The sequence below is a fragment of the Nocardia pseudovaccinii genome (assembly GCF_050942345.1).
Classification (GTDB): domain Bacteria; phylum Actinomycetota; class Actinomycetes; order Mycobacteriales; family Mycobacteriaceae; genus Nocardia; species Nocardia pseudovaccinii.
In genome coordinates this window covers 3,172,268-3,190,883 of sequence record NZ_CP192074.1, presented here as the reverse complement: position 1 = coordinate 3,190,883, position 18,616 = coordinate 3,172,268, and the positions used below count along the sequence as shown (strand labels likewise).

20 protein-coding genes and 2 pseudogenes are annotated in these 18,616 nt (G+C 64.7%); 15 read left to right on the top strand and 7 right to left on the bottom strand.

Translation table 11 applies throughout. The features are described 5' to 3' along the window. Positions 1–11: 11 nt before the first annotated feature. The gene (locus ACQPZ2_RS14180; RefSeq protein ID WP_433527420.1) at positions 12–1,178 is read right to left on the bottom strand and encodes an acyl-CoA dehydrogenase family protein; all 1,167 of its coding nucleotides are present in this window, start codon (positions 1,176–1,178) and stop codon (positions 12–14) included. 40 nt (positions 1,179–1,218) lie between these two features. Continuing rightward, positions 1,219–1,527 (bottom strand): hypothetical protein, encoded by a 309-nt coding sequence (locus ACQPZ2_RS14175; RefSeq protein WP_433525948.1) that lies wholly within the window; start codon positions 1,525–1,527, stop codon positions 1,219–1,221. Positions 1,528–1,666: 139 nt separating this feature from the next. Here ACQPZ2_RS14175 and ACQPZ2_RS14170 point away from each other — a divergent pair, with 139 nt between their 5' ends. The 13 genes and pseudogenes from ACQPZ2_RS14170 to ACQPZ2_RS14110 all read left to right on the top strand — a co-directional run bounded on the left by ACQPZ2_RS14170 (position 1,667) and on the right by ACQPZ2_RS14110 (position 11,292). Continuing rightward, entirely contained in the window at positions 1,667–2,137 is a 471-nt protein-coding gene (locus ACQPZ2_RS14170; protein WP_433525947.1) for a pyridoxamine 5'-phosphate oxidase family protein, read from the top strand. A 71-nt stretch (positions 2,138–2,208) separates the two neighbouring features. Then, positions 2,209–2,739: a carboxymuconolactone decarboxylase family protein gene (locus tag ACQPZ2_RS14165; RefSeq protein WP_433525946.1), complete on the top strand. Its 531-nt coding sequence runs from the start codon at positions 2,209–2,211 to the stop codon at positions 2,737–2,739. Between the two features lie 5 nt (positions 2,740–2,744). Then, positions 2,745–4,013: an aromatic ring-hydroxylating oxygenase subunit alpha gene (locus tag ACQPZ2_RS14160; RefSeq protein ID WP_063039542.1), complete on the top strand. Its 1,269-nt coding sequence runs from the start codon at positions 2,745–2,747 to the stop codon at positions 4,011–4,013. Continuing rightward, entirely contained in the window at positions 3,997–4,338 is a 342-nt protein-coding gene (locus ACQPZ2_RS14155; protein WP_433525945.1) for a hypothetical protein, read from the top strand. Before ACQPZ2_RS14160 ends, ACQPZ2_RS14155 begins: the two co-directional genes overlap by 17 nt. A 3-nt stretch (positions 4,339–4,341) precedes the next feature. Then, positions 4,342–5,559 carry an amidohydrolase family protein gene (locus ACQPZ2_RS14150; RefSeq protein ID WP_433525944.1) on the top strand — a complete coding sequence of 406 codons (1,218 nt, stop codon included), beginning with the start codon at positions 4,342–4,344 and terminating at the stop codon, positions 5,557–5,559. Continuing rightward, positions 5,546–5,962: a nuclear transport factor 2 family protein gene (locus ACQPZ2_RS14145; RefSeq protein ID WP_040700292.1), complete on the top strand. Its 417-nt coding sequence runs from the start codon at positions 5,546–5,548 to the stop codon at positions 5,960–5,962. The genes ACQPZ2_RS14150 and ACQPZ2_RS14145 overlap by 14 nt, the downstream gene beginning before the upstream one ends. Positions 5,963–5,964: 2 nt before the next feature. Continuing rightward, positions 5,965–7,053, top strand: coding sequence for an acyl-CoA dehydrogenase family protein (locus ACQPZ2_RS14140; protein WP_433527419.1), 1,089 nt, complete (start codon positions 5,965–5,967; stop codon positions 7,051–7,053). A gap of 66 nt (positions 7,054–7,119) precedes the next feature. Beyond that, positions 7,120–7,854: an acyl-CoA dehydrogenase family protein gene (locus tag ACQPZ2_RS14135; protein ID WP_433527418.1), complete on the top strand. Its 735-nt coding sequence runs from the start codon at positions 7,120–7,122 to the stop codon at positions 7,852–7,854. Between the two features lie 30 nt (positions 7,855–7,884). Then, on the top strand, positions 7,885–8,178 hold the full coding sequence (locus ACQPZ2_RS14130; RefSeq protein ID WP_433525943.1) for a hypothetical protein: 294 nt from the start codon (positions 7,885–7,887) through the stop codon (positions 8,176–8,178). A 131-nt stretch (positions 8,179–8,309) separates the two neighbouring features. After that, positions 8,310–9,485 carry a helix-turn-helix domain-containing protein gene (locus ACQPZ2_RS14125; protein ID WP_433525942.1) on the top strand — a complete coding sequence of 392 codons (1,176 nt, stop codon included), beginning with the start codon at positions 8,310–8,312 and terminating at the stop codon, positions 9,483–9,485. 190 nt (positions 9,486–9,675) lie between these two features. Continuing rightward, positions 9,676–9,861 (top strand): hypothetical protein, encoded by a 186-nt coding sequence (locus ACQPZ2_RS14120; RefSeq protein WP_433525941.1) that lies wholly within the window; start codon positions 9,676–9,678, stop codon positions 9,859–9,861. Positions 9,862–10,310: 449 nt separating this feature from the next. After that, positions 10,311–10,697, top strand: a pseudogene (locus tag ACQPZ2_RS14115) (transposase); the annotation flags it as partial. Beyond that, complete coding sequence (locus ACQPZ2_RS14110) at positions 10,687–11,292, top strand: ImmA/IrrE family metallo-endopeptidase (RefSeq protein WP_433525940.1); 606 nt, start codon at positions 10,687–10,689, stop codon at positions 11,290–11,292. The pseudogene ACQPZ2_RS14115 and the gene ACQPZ2_RS14110, both read left to right, overlap by 11 nt. Before the next feature lie 663 nt (positions 11,293–11,955). Here the strand turns inward: ACQPZ2_RS14110 and ACQPZ2_RS14105 are convergent. The 5 genes and pseudogenes from ACQPZ2_RS14105 to ACQPZ2_RS14085 form a co-directional block, all read right to left on the bottom strand. Further along, positions 11,956–12,113 (bottom strand): annotated as a pseudogene (locus ACQPZ2_RS14105) (enoyl-CoA hydratase); the annotation flags it as partial. Between the two features lie 91 nt (positions 12,114–12,204). Then, complete coding sequence (locus ACQPZ2_RS14100) at positions 12,205–13,560, bottom strand: cytochrome P450 (protein WP_433525939.1); 1,356 nt, start codon at positions 13,558–13,560, stop codon at positions 12,205–12,207. Between the two features lie 406 nt (positions 13,561–13,966). Further along, positions 13,967–14,749 carry an enoyl-CoA hydratase gene (locus tag ACQPZ2_RS14095; protein ID WP_433525938.1) on the bottom strand — a complete coding sequence of 261 codons (783 nt, stop codon included), beginning with the start codon at positions 14,747–14,749 and terminating at the stop codon, positions 13,967–13,969. Positions 14,750–14,760: 11 nt separating this feature from the next. Beyond that, entirely contained in the window at positions 14,761–15,936 is a 1,176-nt protein-coding gene (locus ACQPZ2_RS14090; protein ID WP_433525937.1) for an acyl-CoA dehydrogenase family protein, read from the bottom strand. Then, on the bottom strand, positions 15,920–16,918 hold the full coding sequence (locus tag ACQPZ2_RS14085; RefSeq protein ID WP_433525936.1) for an acyl-CoA dehydrogenase family protein: 999 nt from the start codon (positions 16,916–16,918) through the stop codon (positions 15,920–15,922). Before ACQPZ2_RS14085 ends, ACQPZ2_RS14090 begins: the two co-directional genes overlap by 17 nt. 177 nt (positions 16,919–17,095) lie before the next feature. Here ACQPZ2_RS14085 and ACQPZ2_RS14080 point away from each other — a divergent pair, with 177 nt between their 5' ends. Beyond that, positions 17,096–17,749: a TetR/AcrR family transcriptional regulator gene (locus ACQPZ2_RS14080; protein ID WP_063039575.1), complete on the top strand. Its 654-nt coding sequence runs from the start codon at positions 17,096–17,098 to the stop codon at positions 17,747–17,749. Between the two features lie 45 nt (positions 17,750–17,794). Next, complete coding sequence (locus ACQPZ2_RS14075; RefSeq protein WP_433525935.1) at positions 17,795–18,613, top strand: acyl-CoA thioesterase; 819 nt, start codon at positions 17,795–17,797, stop codon at positions 18,611–18,613. The last annotated feature ends 3 nt before the right edge of the window (positions 18,614–18,616 follow it).

Here is an 18,616-nt window from a genome sequence, read left to right as displayed (position 1 = left end):
TCCTGCCTCTGCTAATAGCTTCTGGGTAGGCCCAGCGTGTGGGAGCCCAAGTAGTTCAGAATCATTTCCTGGCTGATCGGGGCGATCCGCATGACGCGGGCCTCCCGGAAATAGCGGGCTACGTTGTATTCCTCGGCGTAACCCATGCCGCCGTGGGTCTGCAGGGCCCGGTCGGCCGCCGTGAATCCCGCGTCGGCGCACAGATATTTGGCGGTGTTCGCCTCGCGTCCGCACGATTTCCCGTTGTCGTAGAGCCAGGTCGCCTTGCGCAGCACCAATTCCGCGGCATCCAGGTGGGCCAGCGAATCGGCGAGTGGGAATTGAATGCCCTGGTTCATGCCGATCGGCCTGCCGAATACCACGCGCTCCCTGGCGTATTTCGTGGCCCGGTCGAGTGCGACCCGGCCCAGCCCGAGCGCCTCGGCGGCGATCAGCATGCGCTCGGGATTCAGGCCGTCGAGCAGATAGCTGAATCCCTTGCCCTCCTCCCCCACTCGATCCTCGACCGGGATACGCAGCCCGTCGATGAACACCTCGTTGGAGGTGACGGCATTGCGGCCCATCTTCGCGATCGGCCGGATATCGACGTGCGCGCGATCGAGGTCGGTGAGGAACAGCGTCATGCCGTCGGTCTTCTTGGTGACCTCGTCGTAGCGCTGGGTGCGGGTCAGCAGCAGGATCTTCTCCGACTCCATCGCCTTGGAGATCCACACCTTGCGGCCGTTGACGACATAGTGGTCGCCATCGCGGCGCGCGAAGGTGGTGATGTGGGTGGTGTCCAGGCCCGCACCGGGTTCGGTGACGCCGAAGCACACGTGCAGATCACCGGTGGCGATGCGCGGCAGCGTCCGCTGTTTCAATTCCGCGGATCCGTGCACGATCACCGGATGCATGCCGAAGATCGACATGTGGATCGAGCTGGCCGCATTCATGCCGCCGCCCGATCGGGACACCTCCTCGGCCAGCAGCGTGGCCTCGGTGATGCCCAGCCCGTGTCCGCCGTATTCCTCCGGGATGGTGATGCCGAGCCAGCCGCCCTCGGCGATGGCGTTGTAGAACTCGGTCGGGAATTCGTGCGCCTGGTCCTTTTCCATCCAGTACTGGTCGTCGAACTTGCGGCACAGTTCGGCGACCGTGCTGCGGATCAGCTGTTGATCCTCGGTGAGTTCGAAATTCATGCCTCCGACGTTCGTGTCGTCGCGCACGGGGCAACCCCTTTCAGTCGGAGGCAGGCAGCGCTTTGGCGGCCTTGAGGGTCATCGCGGTCCCGTTGCAGGTCAGCTCACCGGTGCCCGAACTGGTGCACAGCAGCTCGACGGTCTCCGCGTCGTCGACATAGCGTTTCCCGATCAACGTGACCGCATCGGCCCCCGCTGATTTCCCGGGCGGGGCCGAGGCCGCGGGCACCATGGGCGCGCCACCGCACGCGATTTCCGGCCGAGCGTCGGCGGGCGCCCGGACCACCACCACCCGCGTGCCGCATACGGTGCTGGCGAACTGTTCACCGGGACGAATCGGCGCCGTCATGGTGAATCTCCTTTCCGCTCAGGCGATCCCCGAGCCGATCGCATCGAAGGACCGACGGAACACGCATTTCGTCGCGCTCTCGTTATTAGAAAACTATATTCTCTTCTTTGGAGAATCAACATCTGATCGGAAGACGACCATGACTGAGCAGCGACGAGCACGGGCGATCGCGATGACCGCCACCGAACGCGACGCCTTCCTGCAGGGCCAGCCGATCTGCCGGGTCGCCACCCTCGGCCCCGGCGGACACCCGCACACGAGCCCACTGTGGTTCGCCTGGGACGGCACGGCCCTGTGGCTGAACTCGCTGGTGCGCAGCCAGCGGTGGACCGATATCACCCGTGATCCACGGATCAGCGCGATCGTCGACGACGGCGGGACCGACTTCCTGCAGCTGCGCGGCGTCGAACTGCGCGGACGCGTCGAAGCGGTCGGCGAAACGCCGCGCACCGGCACGCCGATCGAGGAGCTTGCCGAACCGGAGCGGCTGTTCGCCGACAAGTACATGGGCGGGCAGCCGTTTCGGTACGACGGCCGCCACGGCTGGCTGCGGCTGACGCCGGACCACGTCGTCAGCTGGGATTTCGCCCGGTTGCAACGCCGACGTTGACTATCGCAACCGTCCATGGAAATCTAGTCTTCAGTTTTGGAGAATCTAATTCTCATGAGAGGAGGACAGGAATGCGTCTGCCGCCGTTGCCCGCGGACCAATGGGACGACCGGACCCGCGACGCCTTCAAGGGGCTACTGCCGCGCGCGATCCGCAACGCGGAAGGGGCAGGCCCCGCCATGGGACCGCTGGCCCGGCACCCGGACCTGACCGAGGCCTATCTCGGATTCAGCGTCTACTTGCTGTTCCGGTCCACGCTGCCGCCCCGGGTGCGCGAGTTGACGATCCTGCGGGTCGCCCACCGGCGCGGCTGTGCCTACGAGTGGGCCCATCATCTGCGGTTCGGCCAGGATGCCGGACTGACCCTCGACGAGATCGAGGCCGTCACCCGCGGCGAGGCCGCCGACGACTTCGACCGCCTCGTCCTCACCGCCGTCGACGAACTCGACGACACATCCGAACTGTCCGACCAGACCTGGGCGGCACTTGCCGAACGACTCGATGAAAAGCAGCGCATGGACCTGGTTTTCACGGTCGGCGGCTACATCCTGCTGGCCATCGCGCTCAACACCTTCGGCGTACAGCCCGACCCTGAAAGGTAAATCCCTTGCCACACTTCACCAAACCGACGGCGGGCAGCTGGACGGAGAACTATCCCGAGCTCGGCACCGAGATGGTCGACTTCACGGACTCGACCGATCCCCAGTTCTATAAGGACGAGCAGGAAGCCATCTTCAAGAAGAGCTGGCTCAATGTCGGCCGGGTGGAGCGGTTGCCGCGTGTCGGCAGCTATTTCACCAGGGAGCTGGCCTGCGTCAACGCCTCGTTCGTCATCGTCAAGGACCACGATCAGCAGGTGCGGGCCTACTACAACATCTGCAGGCACCGCGGCAACAAACTGGTCTGGGACGACTTCCCGGGCGAGGAGACCGCCGGTAGCTGCAGGCAGTTCACCTGCAAATACCACGCCTGGCGCTACAGCCTCGAGGGCGAAGCCACCTTCGTCCAGCAGGAGAAGGAATTCTTCGACCTCGACAAGAGCAAGTTCGGGCTCAAGGCCGTGCGCTGCGAGGTGTGGGAAGGCTTCATCTTCATCAACCTCGACGACAACGCCCAGCCACTGGAGGAGTACCTCGGCGCATGGGCGAAAGGCCTGGAGGGCTACCCCTTCCACGAGATGACCGAGGTCTACAGCTACAAGGCCGAGATCGGCAGCAACTGGAAGCTGTTCATCGACGCCTTCGCCGAGTTCTACCACGCGCCGGTGCTGCATATGAAGCAGGCGGTCAAGGACGAGGCCGACAAGCTGCTCAATGTCGGCTTCGAGGCACTGCACTACGAGTGCTGGACCCCGCATTCGATGGTGTCCTCGTGGGGCGGTATGGCCCCGCCCAAGGACATCAATATGGTCAAGCCGATCGAGCGCGAACTGCGCAGCGGCCTGTTCGGCCCGTGGGAACGCCCCGATATCGAGGGCCTGGATCCGCTGCCGTCCGGTGTCAACCCCGCAGGCCACAAGGCTTGGGGCATTGACGAATTCGAGGTCTTCCCCAACTTCGGCATCCTCATCTGGGCACCGGGTTGGTACCTGACCTACCACTACTGGCCGACCGCGGTGAACAAGCACATCTTCGAGGCGAATCTGTACTTCGTGCCGTCGAAGACCGCGCGTGAACGTCTCGGCAAGGAACTGGCGGCGGTCACTTTCAAGGAATACGCGCTGCAGGACGCCAACACCCTCGAGGCGACCCAGACCATGCTCGAGACCGGTGTGATCACCGAATTCCCGCTCAACGACCAGGAAGTGCTGTTGCGCCACCTGCACCTCACCGTTCAGAAGATCGTCAAGGAGTACCGCGATGCCCGAAACAACTGAGAAGGCGCTGCCCGCCGAATTCGCCGACCTGGAGCGGTTTTCGGACTGGATCCTGGCCACCGAGCCCGAGCGTTACGCCAAGCGGCTTGCCTCCCCGATGGAGGAAATGCAGGACCTGTACGACACCGCCTTCCCGCGCCTGCAGGCGGCGCTGGACTACTGCGACAAGTTCGAGTGGTCCGAACTGCCCGATGACGCCCGGCACCTGTTCCACCTGCTGCAGTCGCTGGTGATGGTGTCGTTCCCGATCGAGGTGTGGAAGCAGCCGCGGGTGCCCGACTCCGGTGCCGCCTATCTCGACGTGATCAAGGAGCCGGTGGTCTAACCCATGCTGACACTGAAGGCGGCCGGTCTACTCGATATCGACACCGGCGAGATAATCCGACCCGGCATCGTTCGCGTCGACGGCGATCGGATCGTCGGCCTCGGCGCGACCGCGGACGATGCCGACGAGGTCATCGATCTCGGTGATGTGGTGCTGCTGCCCGGCCTGATGGATATGGAGGTCAACCTCCTGATGGGCGGTCGCGGCGAGACCGGCCTGGCCTCCAGTGTGAAAGACGATCCGGCACTGCGCATGCTGCGTGCGGTGGGCAATGCCCGCCGCACGCTGCGGGCCGGTTTCACCACCGTGCGCAACCTCGGACTGTTCGTGAAGACCGGCGGCTACCTGCTGGATGTCGCGCTCGGCAAGGCGATCGACGCGGGCTGGATCGAGGGTCCGCGGATCGTCCCGGCCGGACATGCGATCACGCCCACCGGTGGACACCTGGATCCGACCATGTTCTCCGCCTTCGCGCCCGACGTGCTGAAGCTGACCCTCGAGGAGGGCATCGCCAACGGCGTCGACGAGGTGCGCAAGGCGGTGCGGTACCAGATCAAGCACGGCGCGCAGCTGATCAAGATCTGCGTCTCCGGTGGCGTCATGTCGCTCACCGGAGCACCTGGGGCGCAACACTATTCGGACGAGGAGCTGCGTGCGATCGTCGACGAGGCGCACCGGCGCGGGCTCAAGGTCGCCGCCCACACGCACGGGGCGGAGGCGGTCAAACATGCCGTCGACGCCGGAATCGACTGCATCGAGCACGGCTTCCTCATCGACGACGAGGCCATCAAGATGATGGTGGCGGCGGGCACCTGGTTGGTGCCGACCACCCGGCTCGCCGACGCGATGGATGTGTCCAAGGCGGATCCGGCCTTGCAGGCCAAGGCAGCCGAGATGTTCCCGAAGGCCCGCACCTCGGTCCGGGCGGCCTACGAGGCCGGGGTGAAGATCGCCGTCGGCACTGACGCACCGGCGATCCCGCACGGCCGCAACGCCGACGAATTGGTGGCACTGGTCGATCGCGGCATGAGCCCGATCGACGTGCTGCGCGCGGCCACCGTGCGCGCGGCCGAGCTGATCGATGTCACCGACCGCGGTCGGCTGGCCGAGGGACAGCTGGCCGACATCATCGGCGTGCCGGGAGATCCGTTGCGCGACATCACCGTCACCCAGAACGTGCGGTTCGTCATGAAAGGCGGCAAGGTCCATGTCCAGAAATGATGATCTGCTGGAGATCCAGCAGCTGCTGGCCCGCTACGCGGTGACGATCACCAAGGGCGATATCGATGGCCTGCTCGCGGTATTCACCCCCGACGGCACCTACAGCGCATTCGGCGACACCTATACCCTCGACCTGTTCCCCGAGCTGGTCGCGGCCGCGCCGAAGGGACTGTTCCTCACGGGCACACCGGTTCTCGATATCGACGGTGACACCGCCGCGGGTACCCAGCCGCTGTGCTTCATCGACCACAGCACCCATGACATGCGTATCGGCTACTACACCGACAGCATCGTACGAACCGAAGCGGGATGGCGGCTGAAGACGCGGCGGATGACTTTCATCCGCCGCAGCGGCGTGCACGATTCGGGCATCCCACACGCCTTCGAGAACACCCGCGGATGACCATGGACGTGTCCGAATTCCGGTCCGCTGTGCGGGCGTGGCTGGACGAGCACGATCTGTCCCCCGGTCCGGATCATTCGCTGGACGGTCAGGTCGCGCAGTTGGCCCGCGTGCGCCGGGCCCTCTACGACGCGGACTGGATGCGCTACGGCTGGCCCGCCGAGATCGGCGGTCTCGGCGGGCCCGCCATGCTCCGCGCGATTCTCGGTGAGGAGGTCGCCACCCGCGACCTGGCCGAGCCCGGACTCTATTCGATGGTCGAAGTGCTTGCGCCCACGATGATTTCGTATGCGAGCCCGGAGCTGGCGGCGGAAATGGTGCCGTTGCTGCTGTCCGGCCGCGAGCAGTGGTGCCAGGGATTCTCGGAGCCGGGTTCAGGCAGCGATCTCGCCTCGCTGACGACGAAAGCCGTTGCACGCGGAGATGATTGGGTGGTCAACGGCCAGAAGGTGTGGACCAGTCTGGCCCAGTACTCGGCGCGCTGCGTGCTGCTGACCCGCACCGCCCCCGGACACGACGGGATCACCGCGTTCTTCCTCGATATGGACTCCCCCGGCATCACGGTGCGCCCGCTGCGCACCATGCACGGCGTCGACGAATTCGCCGAGGTGTATTTCGACGATGTCGTGATACCCGGTGACCGCATGCTCGGGCGGCCCGGCGATGGCTGGCGGGTCGCGATGGATCTGCTCCCGCACGAGCGCTCCACCTGCTTCTGGCACCGCGGCGCCTATCTGTTCACCCGGCTCGACCGCTTGGCGACCGCGGCAACGGTGGCCGACGACGCCGACCTCGGTGCCGCCTATCTGGCATTGCATACGCTGCGCTGCCGCTCCCGGCTGACCCAGCAGCGGTTGGCGGACGGCGAGCATCTCGGACCGGAAACCTCGATCGACAAGGTGCTACTGGCCGGTGCCGAACAGCAACTGTTCGACACCATGCGCGACGTGCTGCCCGGCTCGGTAGAGCTGACCGATCCCGAATTGCGCACCGAATTCCTCTATTCGCGCGCGGCCACCATCTACGGCGGCACGGCCGAGATCCAGCGCAATATCATCGCGCGCCGTCTGCTCGACCTGGGCAAGGAGTAAGTCGTGACCAGCATCGATACCGATACCGCCGAGCTCGAACTGCTCACCGATACGCTGCGCAAGACGATGACGGCGACGTCGGGTCGGCAACTCGATCAGGCGCTGACCGACCTCGGCTGGCCCGACCTGCTCACCGAAATGCCGGACGTGGCAATACCTCTGGTATTCCGCCTGCTCGGCGAGACCGGCGCGCACGCGCCATTGCTCAACGATGTCATCGCCCACGCCGTCGGTACGTCCCTCGGTGTCACGCACCCGCTGCCGTTCGCGGGCGGGTCGTGGGTCGTCTGGGAGCGTGCTGATCGGCCCGGCACCACGGTGGACGAGGAACTCCCCCTGCACCCGGTAGCGACCGGAACCGCTGTCGGGGTGGCGGCCGGTCGTCGTGCGCTGGCCTGGTGGCTGCTCGGCAGCAGCCGCGCCATGCTGTCACTGGCCCGCCGACATGCCTTGGACCGCAAGCAATTCGGCCGTCCAGTCGCGTCGTTCCAGGCGATCCGGCACCGCCTCGCCGAGACGCTGGTCGCCATCGAAGGCGCCGAGGCCACCCTCACGGCCGCCGACGACGAGTTCGGCGCGCTGCTGGCAAAGGCCGCTGCCGGACGCGCGGCACTGATCGCGGCTCGACACTGTCAGCAGACACTCGGCGGTATCGGCTTCACCGCCGAACACGACCTGCAGCGGCATATCCGCCGCGTCCTGATCCTGGACGGATTGCTCGGCAGCACACGGGAACTCACCCGCGAGGCCGGCACCCGTATCCGCACCGCGGGCGCGGCACCGCGCCTGGTTCACCTGTAGATCCGAACCGCAAACTCCGAGGCGCCCGCCATGAAATTCGCTCCAACCGCGATCGGCTATCTCCGCAGCGATGTATCCGGAATACGGCAGGGCTGGGACGAAACCCAGATCCGGAGCCTAGCCGGGCGTCTCGGCTACAACCTCACCAAAACCGTTGCCTTCAGCGCCAAGACCGACAATCCGGTGGCACAACTGGTCGCCCTGGCGCGCAAGATGAACGCGGACGCGGTGATCGCGCCGGGCCTGACCCATTTCGGCGGTGCGATACCGCGCGAACTGGACCGGATCACGGCCGTGATCACGGTGGTATCGGACACTGTCTGACCCGCATAGCACGACCGCGCCGTCGAAGTAGCGGTGCGCGTTGTCCAGCGCCGCGCCGACCCGTTGCAGCTCGTCGGTGCTACCTGACTGGAAGTCTGGTGGGTATTACCGGGGAGGCTTACCCTCAGCATATGGAGCACACCGGCCAACGCATCCGGTACTGGCGACGCCGACGCGGCGGCATCAGTCAGAAGATGCTGGCTGACCGCTCGGGAGTCTCGCAAGGCTATATCTCCCTGATCGAGAGCGGACAGCGTGCACTCGATCGTCGGGCCACCCAAGTAGCGATCGCGCAGGCTCTGAATGTCACCGTGTCGCAACTTCTCGGACAGCCTGGAGACCCTACGGACCCGGCCAAGGCAGCAGCGACAGCCGTCGTGCCCGACATCAGATCAGCGTGTCTGGAAATGTCCGTCGGTGAACGACGCAAGCCCGATCGACCGCGAGACGCCGTCCGTGAGGCGGTCAGGCGTTCGTCGATCCTGCGCAACGCTGCGGACTACGCTGGTCTCGCGCCCGGCATGGCTGATTTACTACGAGATGCCTTCTACTACAAGGGGCCGGAGTTTGTAGAGGCCACGTTCAACGCCCGATTTCTGGTCAAGGGCGTCGGCTATCCCGACCGTGCCGCGACCGTTGCCGGGATCGGCATGGATGTTGCTCTCGATCTCGATTCCCCGCAGTGGATCGGCCTAGCTGAGATTTCCAGGCTCAATGCGATGCCACCGGAGAACGCCGGACTAACCAGCCGACTGGCAACCCGAACCGCGAGCGAGATTCAACCGATGCTCGGCGACATCGACGTGCGCCAAGCCTACGGGAATCTACTGTGCCGAGGCGCGCTCGCCAGCGCGGTATCCGGAGACGCAAGCGGCGCATCGGGCTTTTTGAGCGAAGCGTTCTCGGAGGCAGGCTCTCTCGGCGATTCCGAGGATGGCGGATTCGGCCTGCTCTGGTTCGGTCCAACGAGCACCGCCATATGGCAGGTATCGGTAGCGGCAGAACTCGGCGACAGTGACGAAGCTGTCAGCGTAGCGCGAGGGATAGACCCGCGCCCGGTTCAGGCACCCAACAGAGTTGTGTACTACTGGACCGACTACGGGCACGCACTCACAGCGACCGGTGATGACGCCGGAGCCGTCCGAGCATTCTCCGAAGCCGAAATGGTTGACCCCCAACGTGTCCGGATGGACCCAATGGTTCTCGACTCCGTTTCCGCGCTGATACGGCGCGCCCGGCGTCGGGCGGTCGAAGGTCGCATTCAGTCGCTCGCGCACAGTCTCGGCCTCGATCACTTGACGGTATAACTCCTTGTAATTCTTCTGCCCCCTTCCACGGCGCATTCTCATGTCTGCACACGGCCCCAGGAATGGCCCTAACTTCCACCGCCGCAGTCTGTTAGGGCACACCAGCCATCGCACACGGAGCGCGATTCGCTGATGGCGACCCCTCCGCCCTGGGGCCGGGTGCATCCAACGCCTTTGGAAGGACCCTGCCATGGATTACCTTCTCGACCACCACGCGCGCGACCAGATGACCCCCGAACTCGCGCACCATGTCATGCAGACGCACAAGGAATGCCCGATCACGGCATGCGCGGTCAAGTTGCAGGCCAAGACGTTCCTCGTTCACACCAAACGGCTTGTGCCCCAGTCGACTCCGCGCCCGCGCTTCGGGTTCTAGCCATGGATCAGCACGAGCTGACCAGGCTGGCGGACGAGTTGCGCGCCCTGCCAGCTCGCACGCCGGAACCCGTAGAGGTCCCGTCGTCTCGGCTTCGGCGCGACGACGGGACATGGTCGGCGGTCTCCCCGGACGGGATGGTCGGCGAACCGTTCTCATTCGCACAAATGCTCGCTATTCGCGGCCAAGATATAGGAGAAATCCTCGAATCGCTGATGTCAGCCGGTCTAGTAACAGACGCGCGGCCGACCGGCACGGAGTTATTCGAAGGCCCTCGAGAGTAATTCAGCAGCACCTCCCCGCTCCGATGGATCAATCCATCGGAGCGCGGGTGTAGGCGCAATGCCAATTGGACCGTATCTCACGTGGATGTAATTCGTTTCGCTCACGTTGAAATCGATTGTGTTGCATGATGTTCGGTCGTGGCGGATGCGTAGCCGCAGCGTTTGGTGCCGGATGAGCTGTGGGAGCTGGTCGAGCCGCTGCTGCCGAAGCTCACGCCGCGTCCGCAGGGCGGTGGTGTCGTCCCAGTGGATCAACGTGCGTGTTCACGGCGGTGGTGTACGCGCTGACCAGCGGTTGTGTATGGCGAATGCTGCCGCCGTCGTTCAGGGTGACGGCGCCGACAGCGCATCGGCGGTTCACGGTGTGGACGAAAGCCGCGGCATGGCGGCGGTTGCATCGTGCGGTCCTCGACGAGCTGGGCCGCCAAGGGCTGATCGATTGGTCGAGGGCAGTGGCGGATCCGGCGATCATGCGGGCAAAAGAGGGGCGACCAGACCGGTCCTAACCCGACCGACCGAGGCAAGCCCAGCTCGAAGATCCGTGCGCTCTCCATTGGCTCATGAGCTGGCGCATTTCGCGCTCGGCCACCACAACGGGGACTCCCAACCAGGAGAGAAGGACGAGGCGCCAGCCGACCGATTCGCGGCAGAGTTGCTACTGCCGGAGGACTTGATTGCTGGGCAAGATTGGCAGCAAATGGATGAGCGCGGCGTCGCGGAATTCCTCTGGCAGACGGGGGTATCCACGATGGCCCTGGGGAAACGACTAGCCTCGCTGGGAGTGTTGGTGTCGGCGGAAGTGGTTGCCGCTCTGAAGCGGACCACACCTAGTCTGATTCGCGCCAATTCGGGTGAGGATCAGGGAGTGATCGGTGGTGCGAAGCAATTGATTGTGCGCCAGCAACAGTCAGCCGCCCGCGTGTTTCCCTCCGCTCTGGTCGATGCGCTCCAGCGCCGGGTTGAGGCCGGTGCCGCCTCGCCCGAGCACCTTGCGTGGGTGCTGGATGTGCCCGTGGACGAGATAGATTTCCCCGAGCCAGACGACGACAGCGAGTTCGTAGACGCCTACGAGCGAGTGCTTGCCGCTCGGCCGAGTCGAGCTGATCTGGAGGACTGGCTGGCTACGAAAAGCCAGTCTGCACAGTGAATCTGGCAGGCATCCGCTGGAGCGCGATCACCGAACGTACCGAGGTGAAAAAATATCCATTTCACGAGTTCTCGTGTACTGAGCCGTACCCTAGGACGCCGGAGGGGCGGAAGATGCCTCATCCGAAACCGTGGGAATGGACCGCGCAAGGCATCATCCGGCAGAGCTCGCGTTGCTTGAAGGCAGGCAGTCTGCTGATAGTCGGATGGTCCAACCCCAGCAACGAAATCCTCGCGGTCGCTCACGCGATTCCGGAGGTGTCTACCTCGCTATTCTCTGTTCATGTCGCAGCAATCGGTGTCAGCAGGACGGTTCGTGGCCGGGGTGGATCGGTTGCGGACCGGACACTGGAGGAAGTGCACAGTGTCGTCCTCGAAAACGCACGACAAAGCGGTGCGGTTGACGTGGTGGCGACCGCGAACATCCACACTCGGAACCTCCCTAGTCAGCGGCTCTTCGAGCGCGCCTGGCTACGAGCCGCGATCGGTCCCCAGCGGCGAACTCCAGCAATGGATTTGCCGCCTAGACAACTGACACGAAGTTCGCAACGACGCTGGCCACCGACTCCGTGGTGTGATCCGTGCGAGCGATGGAAAATGTGTGCGCGATGTCCGCGGACGCTCCGTCAAACGCGCGCGTCACAGCAGCTTCCGAGTAAAATGCAACGGCGACAGGGGAACCCGACACAACGGCCTGGGAACGATCCGCCTCGCCAACCAGAGCGGCGGAGAAGCCCTGTAATCCAGCGCTTGGTTGATCGCGCGCTTGGCCTGACGCGGCCCGAACGGCGGCATTTTGGCGATCTGTGTGGCCAACGCACGGACAAGTTAGCCGTGATCCCTTTCTCTGTCTGCCGTGTAACCGATTTCCTTCCTTGGTGATTCGGCTGCTTCCAACCAACTCTGCACAAGGCTATTGCCGTTCGGTCACCCTCGCGATTGCCGGGAACTTGGTATTGAGGGTCAGCGCGGAGATCGGGGTGAGGTCCGGGTTGTCGATGGTCAGCTCGAACCGGCTCATAATGGTCGAGAGCGCCAACTGCATCTCCATCATCGCGAATGCGTTGCCGATGCAGAGGTGTCCGCCCGCGCCGAAGGGCAGCCACAAGTTCCGGTCGCGGGCGGCGACCGCGTCGGCTGCGAACCGGTCCGGGTCGAAAGCGTCTGGCTGGTCCCAACACTCGGGGTTTCGGTGCGCGTGGTAGTAGCTGAACATCACCGGAGTGCCTGCCGGGATGTGGTAGCCCCCGATCTCATCGTCCTCGGCAGCGCGACGTTGCCCCATCCAGGCAGGCGGTTTGAGCCGCAACACCTCCTCCAGTATCTGCTTGCTGTAGGGCAGCGTAGGCAGGTCGGCCAGGGTGGCATGGCTGCCGGTCAACGCGCTGTCAACGTCATGGCGCAGTCGCTGGCGCACCTCCGGATGCACTTGCAACAGCAGAATTGCCGACGTCAATGCCGAGGAGCTGGTCTCGTGACCGGCAAAGAGCATGGTGACAACCTCGTCGCGCAGCTCCAAGTCGGTGAGTTTCTCATTGGTATCGGCGTCCGTGGCGTTGATGAGCATGGACAACACCCCACCGCTGTCGGAGTCGCGCAAGTCGTCGATCACCTTGTAGACGATGGCGTCCATTTCGGCGATCCCGCGCCAGAAACGGCGGTGGCTGGGTGTCGGAAATTTCAGGGGAACCCAGGGCATTCGCACGAACCGTCCGAGCTCGATGTTCACCTCCTGCGTCACGCGGGCGAAGCCGGTGACCTCCGGGCCGTTGGGATCCAATCCGAACAGCGCCCGCACCACGATCCGCAGCGTGAGGTGGCTCATCTGCTCACCGATGTCGATCGTCCGTCCGGCGCGAGCGTGTTCGGCCCATCGGTCACACATGGCGTCGATCTCGGCCACCATGATCTCGCTCAGCGCACTGATCTTCTTGTGGTAGAAGGCCGGTTGGACGAGGCGCCGATTGCGTCTCCACCGGTTGTGGTCGGCGATGGTCGCCAGCCCCCGGCCCACGAACGGCTCGATGATGTCGTACATCTGGGTCTCGCGGGTGAAGTTCGCCATGCGTTCCTGCAAGACGTACTTGATGTGGTGGGGATGGGTGATCCCGACCATGCTTCCGTTGACCAGTTGGAATCGAAAAACGTCGCCGTGCTGAGTCATCGAGTCGGATAGAAACGAAATCGGGTCGACGACAAAGCGTTTGGTGTTGCGGAGGCGGCCGGCGACCATCGGGGGCAGGGCGCTGACCGCGGAGGTGGAAGACATGACAATAAGTAGAACCGATCTCCTCGGAATCCGCTGATTTTCAGTGGTTGTGACTGGAGACCAACTCCCGCAACAGGTCCCGGCCCGGCGAAGCGGCTGGGGGTTCTCATCGCACGCGAAAGTGGCGCTGTTGTAACCGATTCCGATGGCAGCCCGCTCAGCCTGACTGCGGCACATACCATCGCGGCGAGCCCGGCCATTGCTCCGCTATTGCTCGATCTGATCGCAAGCGCCTGGTGGCAACGCCACCAGATCGGCAAGCGAGAGGTCGTTCTCGCCGCCGAGTGCTCGCCGCCTCGGTTGCCTGCCGATTCGACACCGCCACCAGCCGTATTCGGCGAAAAGCCGTTCCGCCACAGCCAGAATCAGCTCCAGCGTCGCGGTCGCCCGCACGCGCCGCGGCCGACTACTGCATCTTTTCCTTCATCTCGTCCAGATGCACCAGAATCGGCAGCCCGGAATGGCTGAGCGCATTGCCGTGGCCGGTCTGGTGCACATCGAAGACCGATTGGATGGCGGCATAGAAGCCTTGTATGTCCAGCGTTTGATTCACCGCACGTTTGGCCTGACGCAATCCGAACGGCGGCATCGCGGCGATCTGCGTGGCCAGCGCGGTGGTCTGCGCATCCAACTCGGCTCGCGGCACCACCTTGTTCACCATGCCGACCTGCTCGGCCTCGCGAGCGGTGACCGGACGCCCGGTGAACAGGATCTCCTTGGCCTTGCGCGGGCCCAATTCCCAAGTGTGCCCGTGATATTCGACGCCGCCGATGCCCATCAGCACGACCGGATCGGAGAAGAGCGCGTCCTCGGCGGCGACGATCAGATCGCACGGCCAACACAGCAGCAGGCCACCGGAGATGCAGCGCCCCTGCACCGCGGCGATGGATGGTTTCGGCACATTCCGCCAGCGCAGCGAATACTCGAGATAGCGGCGCGATTCGACGTTGTAGATCATGTCCAGGGTGATCTTGTCCGGTAGCGGCCCGCCCGAGCGCAGATCATGACCGGAGGAGAAATGCTTGCCTTCGGCCCGCAGGACGATCACCGATACGTCGTCGTCGGCCGCCGCCCGAGCCCATGCCGCATCGAGTTCGTCCAGTAATTCACCGTTCTGGGCGTTCGCGACTTCGGGACGGTTCAGGGTGATGGTCGCGATCTTGTCGGCGACGGCGTACAGAATATGCATTGCGAACTCCGCTACCTGGGCAGTCCGAGCACCCGCTCGGCGACGATATTGCGCTGAATTTCGGAGGTGCCGCCGGCGATGGTTCCGGCGAAGCTGCGGACGTACCGCTCGAACCAACTGCTGATGAAATTGTCATTGTTCAGCGGATTGAACGGCGCGGTCATTGCCGGGTGGATCAGGCCGTCGGGGCCCTGTGCGGACAGCGCCTGTTCCGAACCGTTCTGCACTGCCTCCGAACCGAGCAGTTTCAGCACCGACAGCGCGGCCACGTCCTGCTGGCCCCGCGCCTCGCGCGCCAGCGCCGCCGACCCGAGCAACCGCAGCGCCTGGGCATCCATGACCAGCGTCGCGTACCGGTCGCGATCGAGCACGGTGCGCGGGTGGAAGTCCTCGATCAGCTCCTGCAGCCGGTCGGCGAAACTGAGCCACAGCAGCGTGCGCTCATGGCCGAGCGAACCGTTGGCCACGCCCCAGCCGCCGTGCAGTGGGCCGACCAGATTTTCCGCGGGCACCCGGACGTCCTCGAAGAACACCTCGTTGAAGTCCAGATCGTGCGGTCCGCAGATGGAGGCGAACGGTCGCCGGGTCACGCCCGCAGTATCGGTGGGGATCAACAGCACGCTGATGCCCTTGTGCTTGGGCGCATCCGGATCGGTGCGCACGAAGGTGAGCAGCACGTCGGCGTCGTGTGCGCCGGAGGTCCATACCTTCTGCCCGTTGACCACGAAATGATCGCCGTCGCGCGCGGCCCGGGTGCGCAGCCCGGCCAGATCCGACCCCGCCCCCGGTTCGCTCATGCCGAGCGCCGCGGTGATCTCGGCCCGCAAAATCCTTGCCGCCCAATGCTTCTTCTGCTCCGCACTGCCGAACGACAGCAGCGAGGCGGCGATGATGCCGAGCCCCTGCGGGTTGAAGCTGTGATAGATGCGCCGCTTGGACAGCTCCTCCAAATGCACATACTGCTGCAGGATTCCGGCATTGCGGCCGCCGAATTCCGGTGGGTTGCCGGGCAGCAACCAGCCGTGGTCGAACTGCAGCCGCTGCCATTCCCGCGCCCACGGCGGGACCTCCGCACTGGAGATCGGCCGATCCTGGGCCGCCACCGCCTCGTCGGGCATGAATTCGGTGAGGAAGGCGATGAATTCGGCCCGGAACTCCTCGACCTCGGTATCAAAAGTCAGTCGCACGGTACTCCTCGGCGATCAGCGCCCGGTGCTCGGCCGCGCCGCCGAGCAACAGCTCACCGGCTTTGGCCCGCTTGAGCGCGAACTGCAGGTCGTTTTCCCAGGTAAAGCTCATGGCGCCGAACAACTGCATGCCGCGGCCGAACACCTGCGACTGGCATTCGCCCGCCGCGGCCTTGGCCATCGACGCGGCCAGCCGCCGCCGCGGATCGTTCTCCCGGATCGTCATCGCCGCGAAATACGCCAGGGCGCGGGCTCTTTCGATCGCGATGTGCATATCGGCGGCCTTGTGTTTGACCGCCTGGAACGAACCGATCGGCACGCCGAACTGCTGTCGACCGCGCACATGCTCGAGCACCATGTCCAGTACCCGTCGGCATGCGCCGACCATGGTCAGCGCCATTCCGGTCGTGGCCAGGTGGCGCGCGGGTTGCGGATCGACGCGCAGGTAGCGATCGTCCGGAACCCGCACCTCGACAAAGCTCACTTCGGCGAGATGCAGCACCGGGTCGAACACTGCCGCGCGCCGCACGATGACGTCGTCGGCGGGCACCACGAAAACACCGGCCTCGGTCACGACCGCCAGCTGCCGCGCCCGATCGCCGTCGAGCACATGACGCGCGGTGCCGCTCAGCAGCCAGCCGTCCCGATCGCGCACCGCCGACACACCGTCGTACACCGCGGCGCCCGGTTCACCCTGGCGCACGAAATCTGGTGCGAGCGGCGCGAATTGGGTCATGGTGGCCAGATACGGGGTCGGGTCGGTGGCCCGCCCCAGCTCCTCCAGCACGATCGCCAGTTCCACCGCGTCGGCCGGGTCGGTCAGCTCCATCCATCCCAGCTCCGCATAGGTACGCCACAGCCCCTCCGGATCGGCGCCCTTATCGGCGACCTCACGGATCAGGGTCGGTGGGCACTGCTTGGCGACCACCTCGCGGACGGTTTGCTGCCACAGCAGTTGATCGGAGTCGAACTCCAAAAGCATCCGGCCTGCCTCCTTGCCACTCCGACACACTACAGAGCTGAGAATATCATTCTCCAGTTCGGAAAGTAAGAGTCTCGCATTTGTTCGCTGACACAGCGTCCAGCCAATACGGAGACAGCACATTCTCCGGTACAGTGCATCCATGTTCTCTCTACATGACCGAGGACCGGAGCGCCGGTGACCAGCCCGAGCGAAGAGCCCGCCTGGAAGCAGCGCGCCGTCGAGCGCTCGTTACGGACCGCGAAATTGCGGGCCGAACAGCGCGTTCAGCGCTTCCTCGACGCAGCGCAGGCCATCATCACCGAGAAGGGCAGCACCGACTTCACCGTCCAGGAAGTCGTCGATCGTTCACGCCAGTCGCTGCGGAGTTTCTATCTGCAGTTCGACGGCAAGCACGAGCTGCTGCTCGCCCTTTTCGAAGACGCACTCGTACGCACCGCCGACCAGCTGCATGCCGCCGCCGATGCCAAAGCCGACCCACTGGAGCGGCTGCAGGTAACCGTCGAGCTGCTATTCGAGTTGTCCCGGCCCGATCCGGCCGCGCAGCGCCCGCTGTTCACCGACTTCGCGCCACAGCTGCTCGTCACGCATCCGGCGCAGGTCAAGGTCGCGCACGCACCGCTGCTCGCACTGTTCACCGAGCTCATGGAGCAGGCCAAACAGGCCGATCAACTGCGCTCGGACGCGAATCCGCGGCGGACCGCGGCGATGGTCATGCAGACGGTCATGTTCATCGCCCAGTCCACCGGCGGCACCGACGAGGAGACCGTGCACCCGCTGACCGCGACCGAGGTCTGGAACTTCTGCGCACACGGCTTCACCAAGGATTGAGAATAATATTCTCACTCGGGGAGAGTTTCACTTACACTCGGGGGCATGCCCGACCTCTGGAATGATCTTCTCGGCTGTCTCGACCTGACCGCTCGGCCGTCCCTCGACGACGAATCCGTCTTCGAGGGACGCAACCAGCAGCTCGAGTACTACCGCGTCTTCGGCGGGCAGTTGCTCGGCCAGTTCATCCACGCGGCCGATCTGACCTGCCCGGAGAAATCGGTCAAGTCGCTGCACGCACTGTTCGCCCGCGAGGGCAGGACCGATGAGCCGATCCGCTATCGGGTGCGCCGACATCACGAAGGCCGCTCCTTCGGCACCGTGACCATCGTCGCCGAGCAGAGCTACGGGGTCGTGGCCACCGCATCGGTGTCACTGCACGCGGAGGCGGAGGGACCGGAGCACCAGAGCGTGCCCGCCGCTCCCCCGCTGCTCAGCGCCGAGCACAAAGTGACGTGGGACCTGCTGCCCTGGGAAACCCGATCCGCCGCCGATCTCGACGACACCGCTTCCGCCCCACCGGAATTCGAGTTCTGGATGCGCACACCGGACGTCGATCCACAGCTGGCCCCGGCGATCATCGCCTACGCCACCGATCTCAACCTCATCGGCACCGCACTGCGGCCGATCGAGGGCGTGTGTCAGCGCGGCAACGGCACCGCATTCCATTCGGCGGTGACCTCGCACAGCGTGTGGTTCCACCGACCGTTGCGCACCGACGAATGGCTGCTGCTGCGCCAGCACAGCCCGCTCATGGCGGGCAGCCGCTGTTTCGGCCGCGGCGATGTGCTGACCGAGAGCGGCCGGTTGGTCGCCTCGTACGCGCAAGAAGCCATGGTGCGCTTCCCATCCGAGGTCGGGTGAACC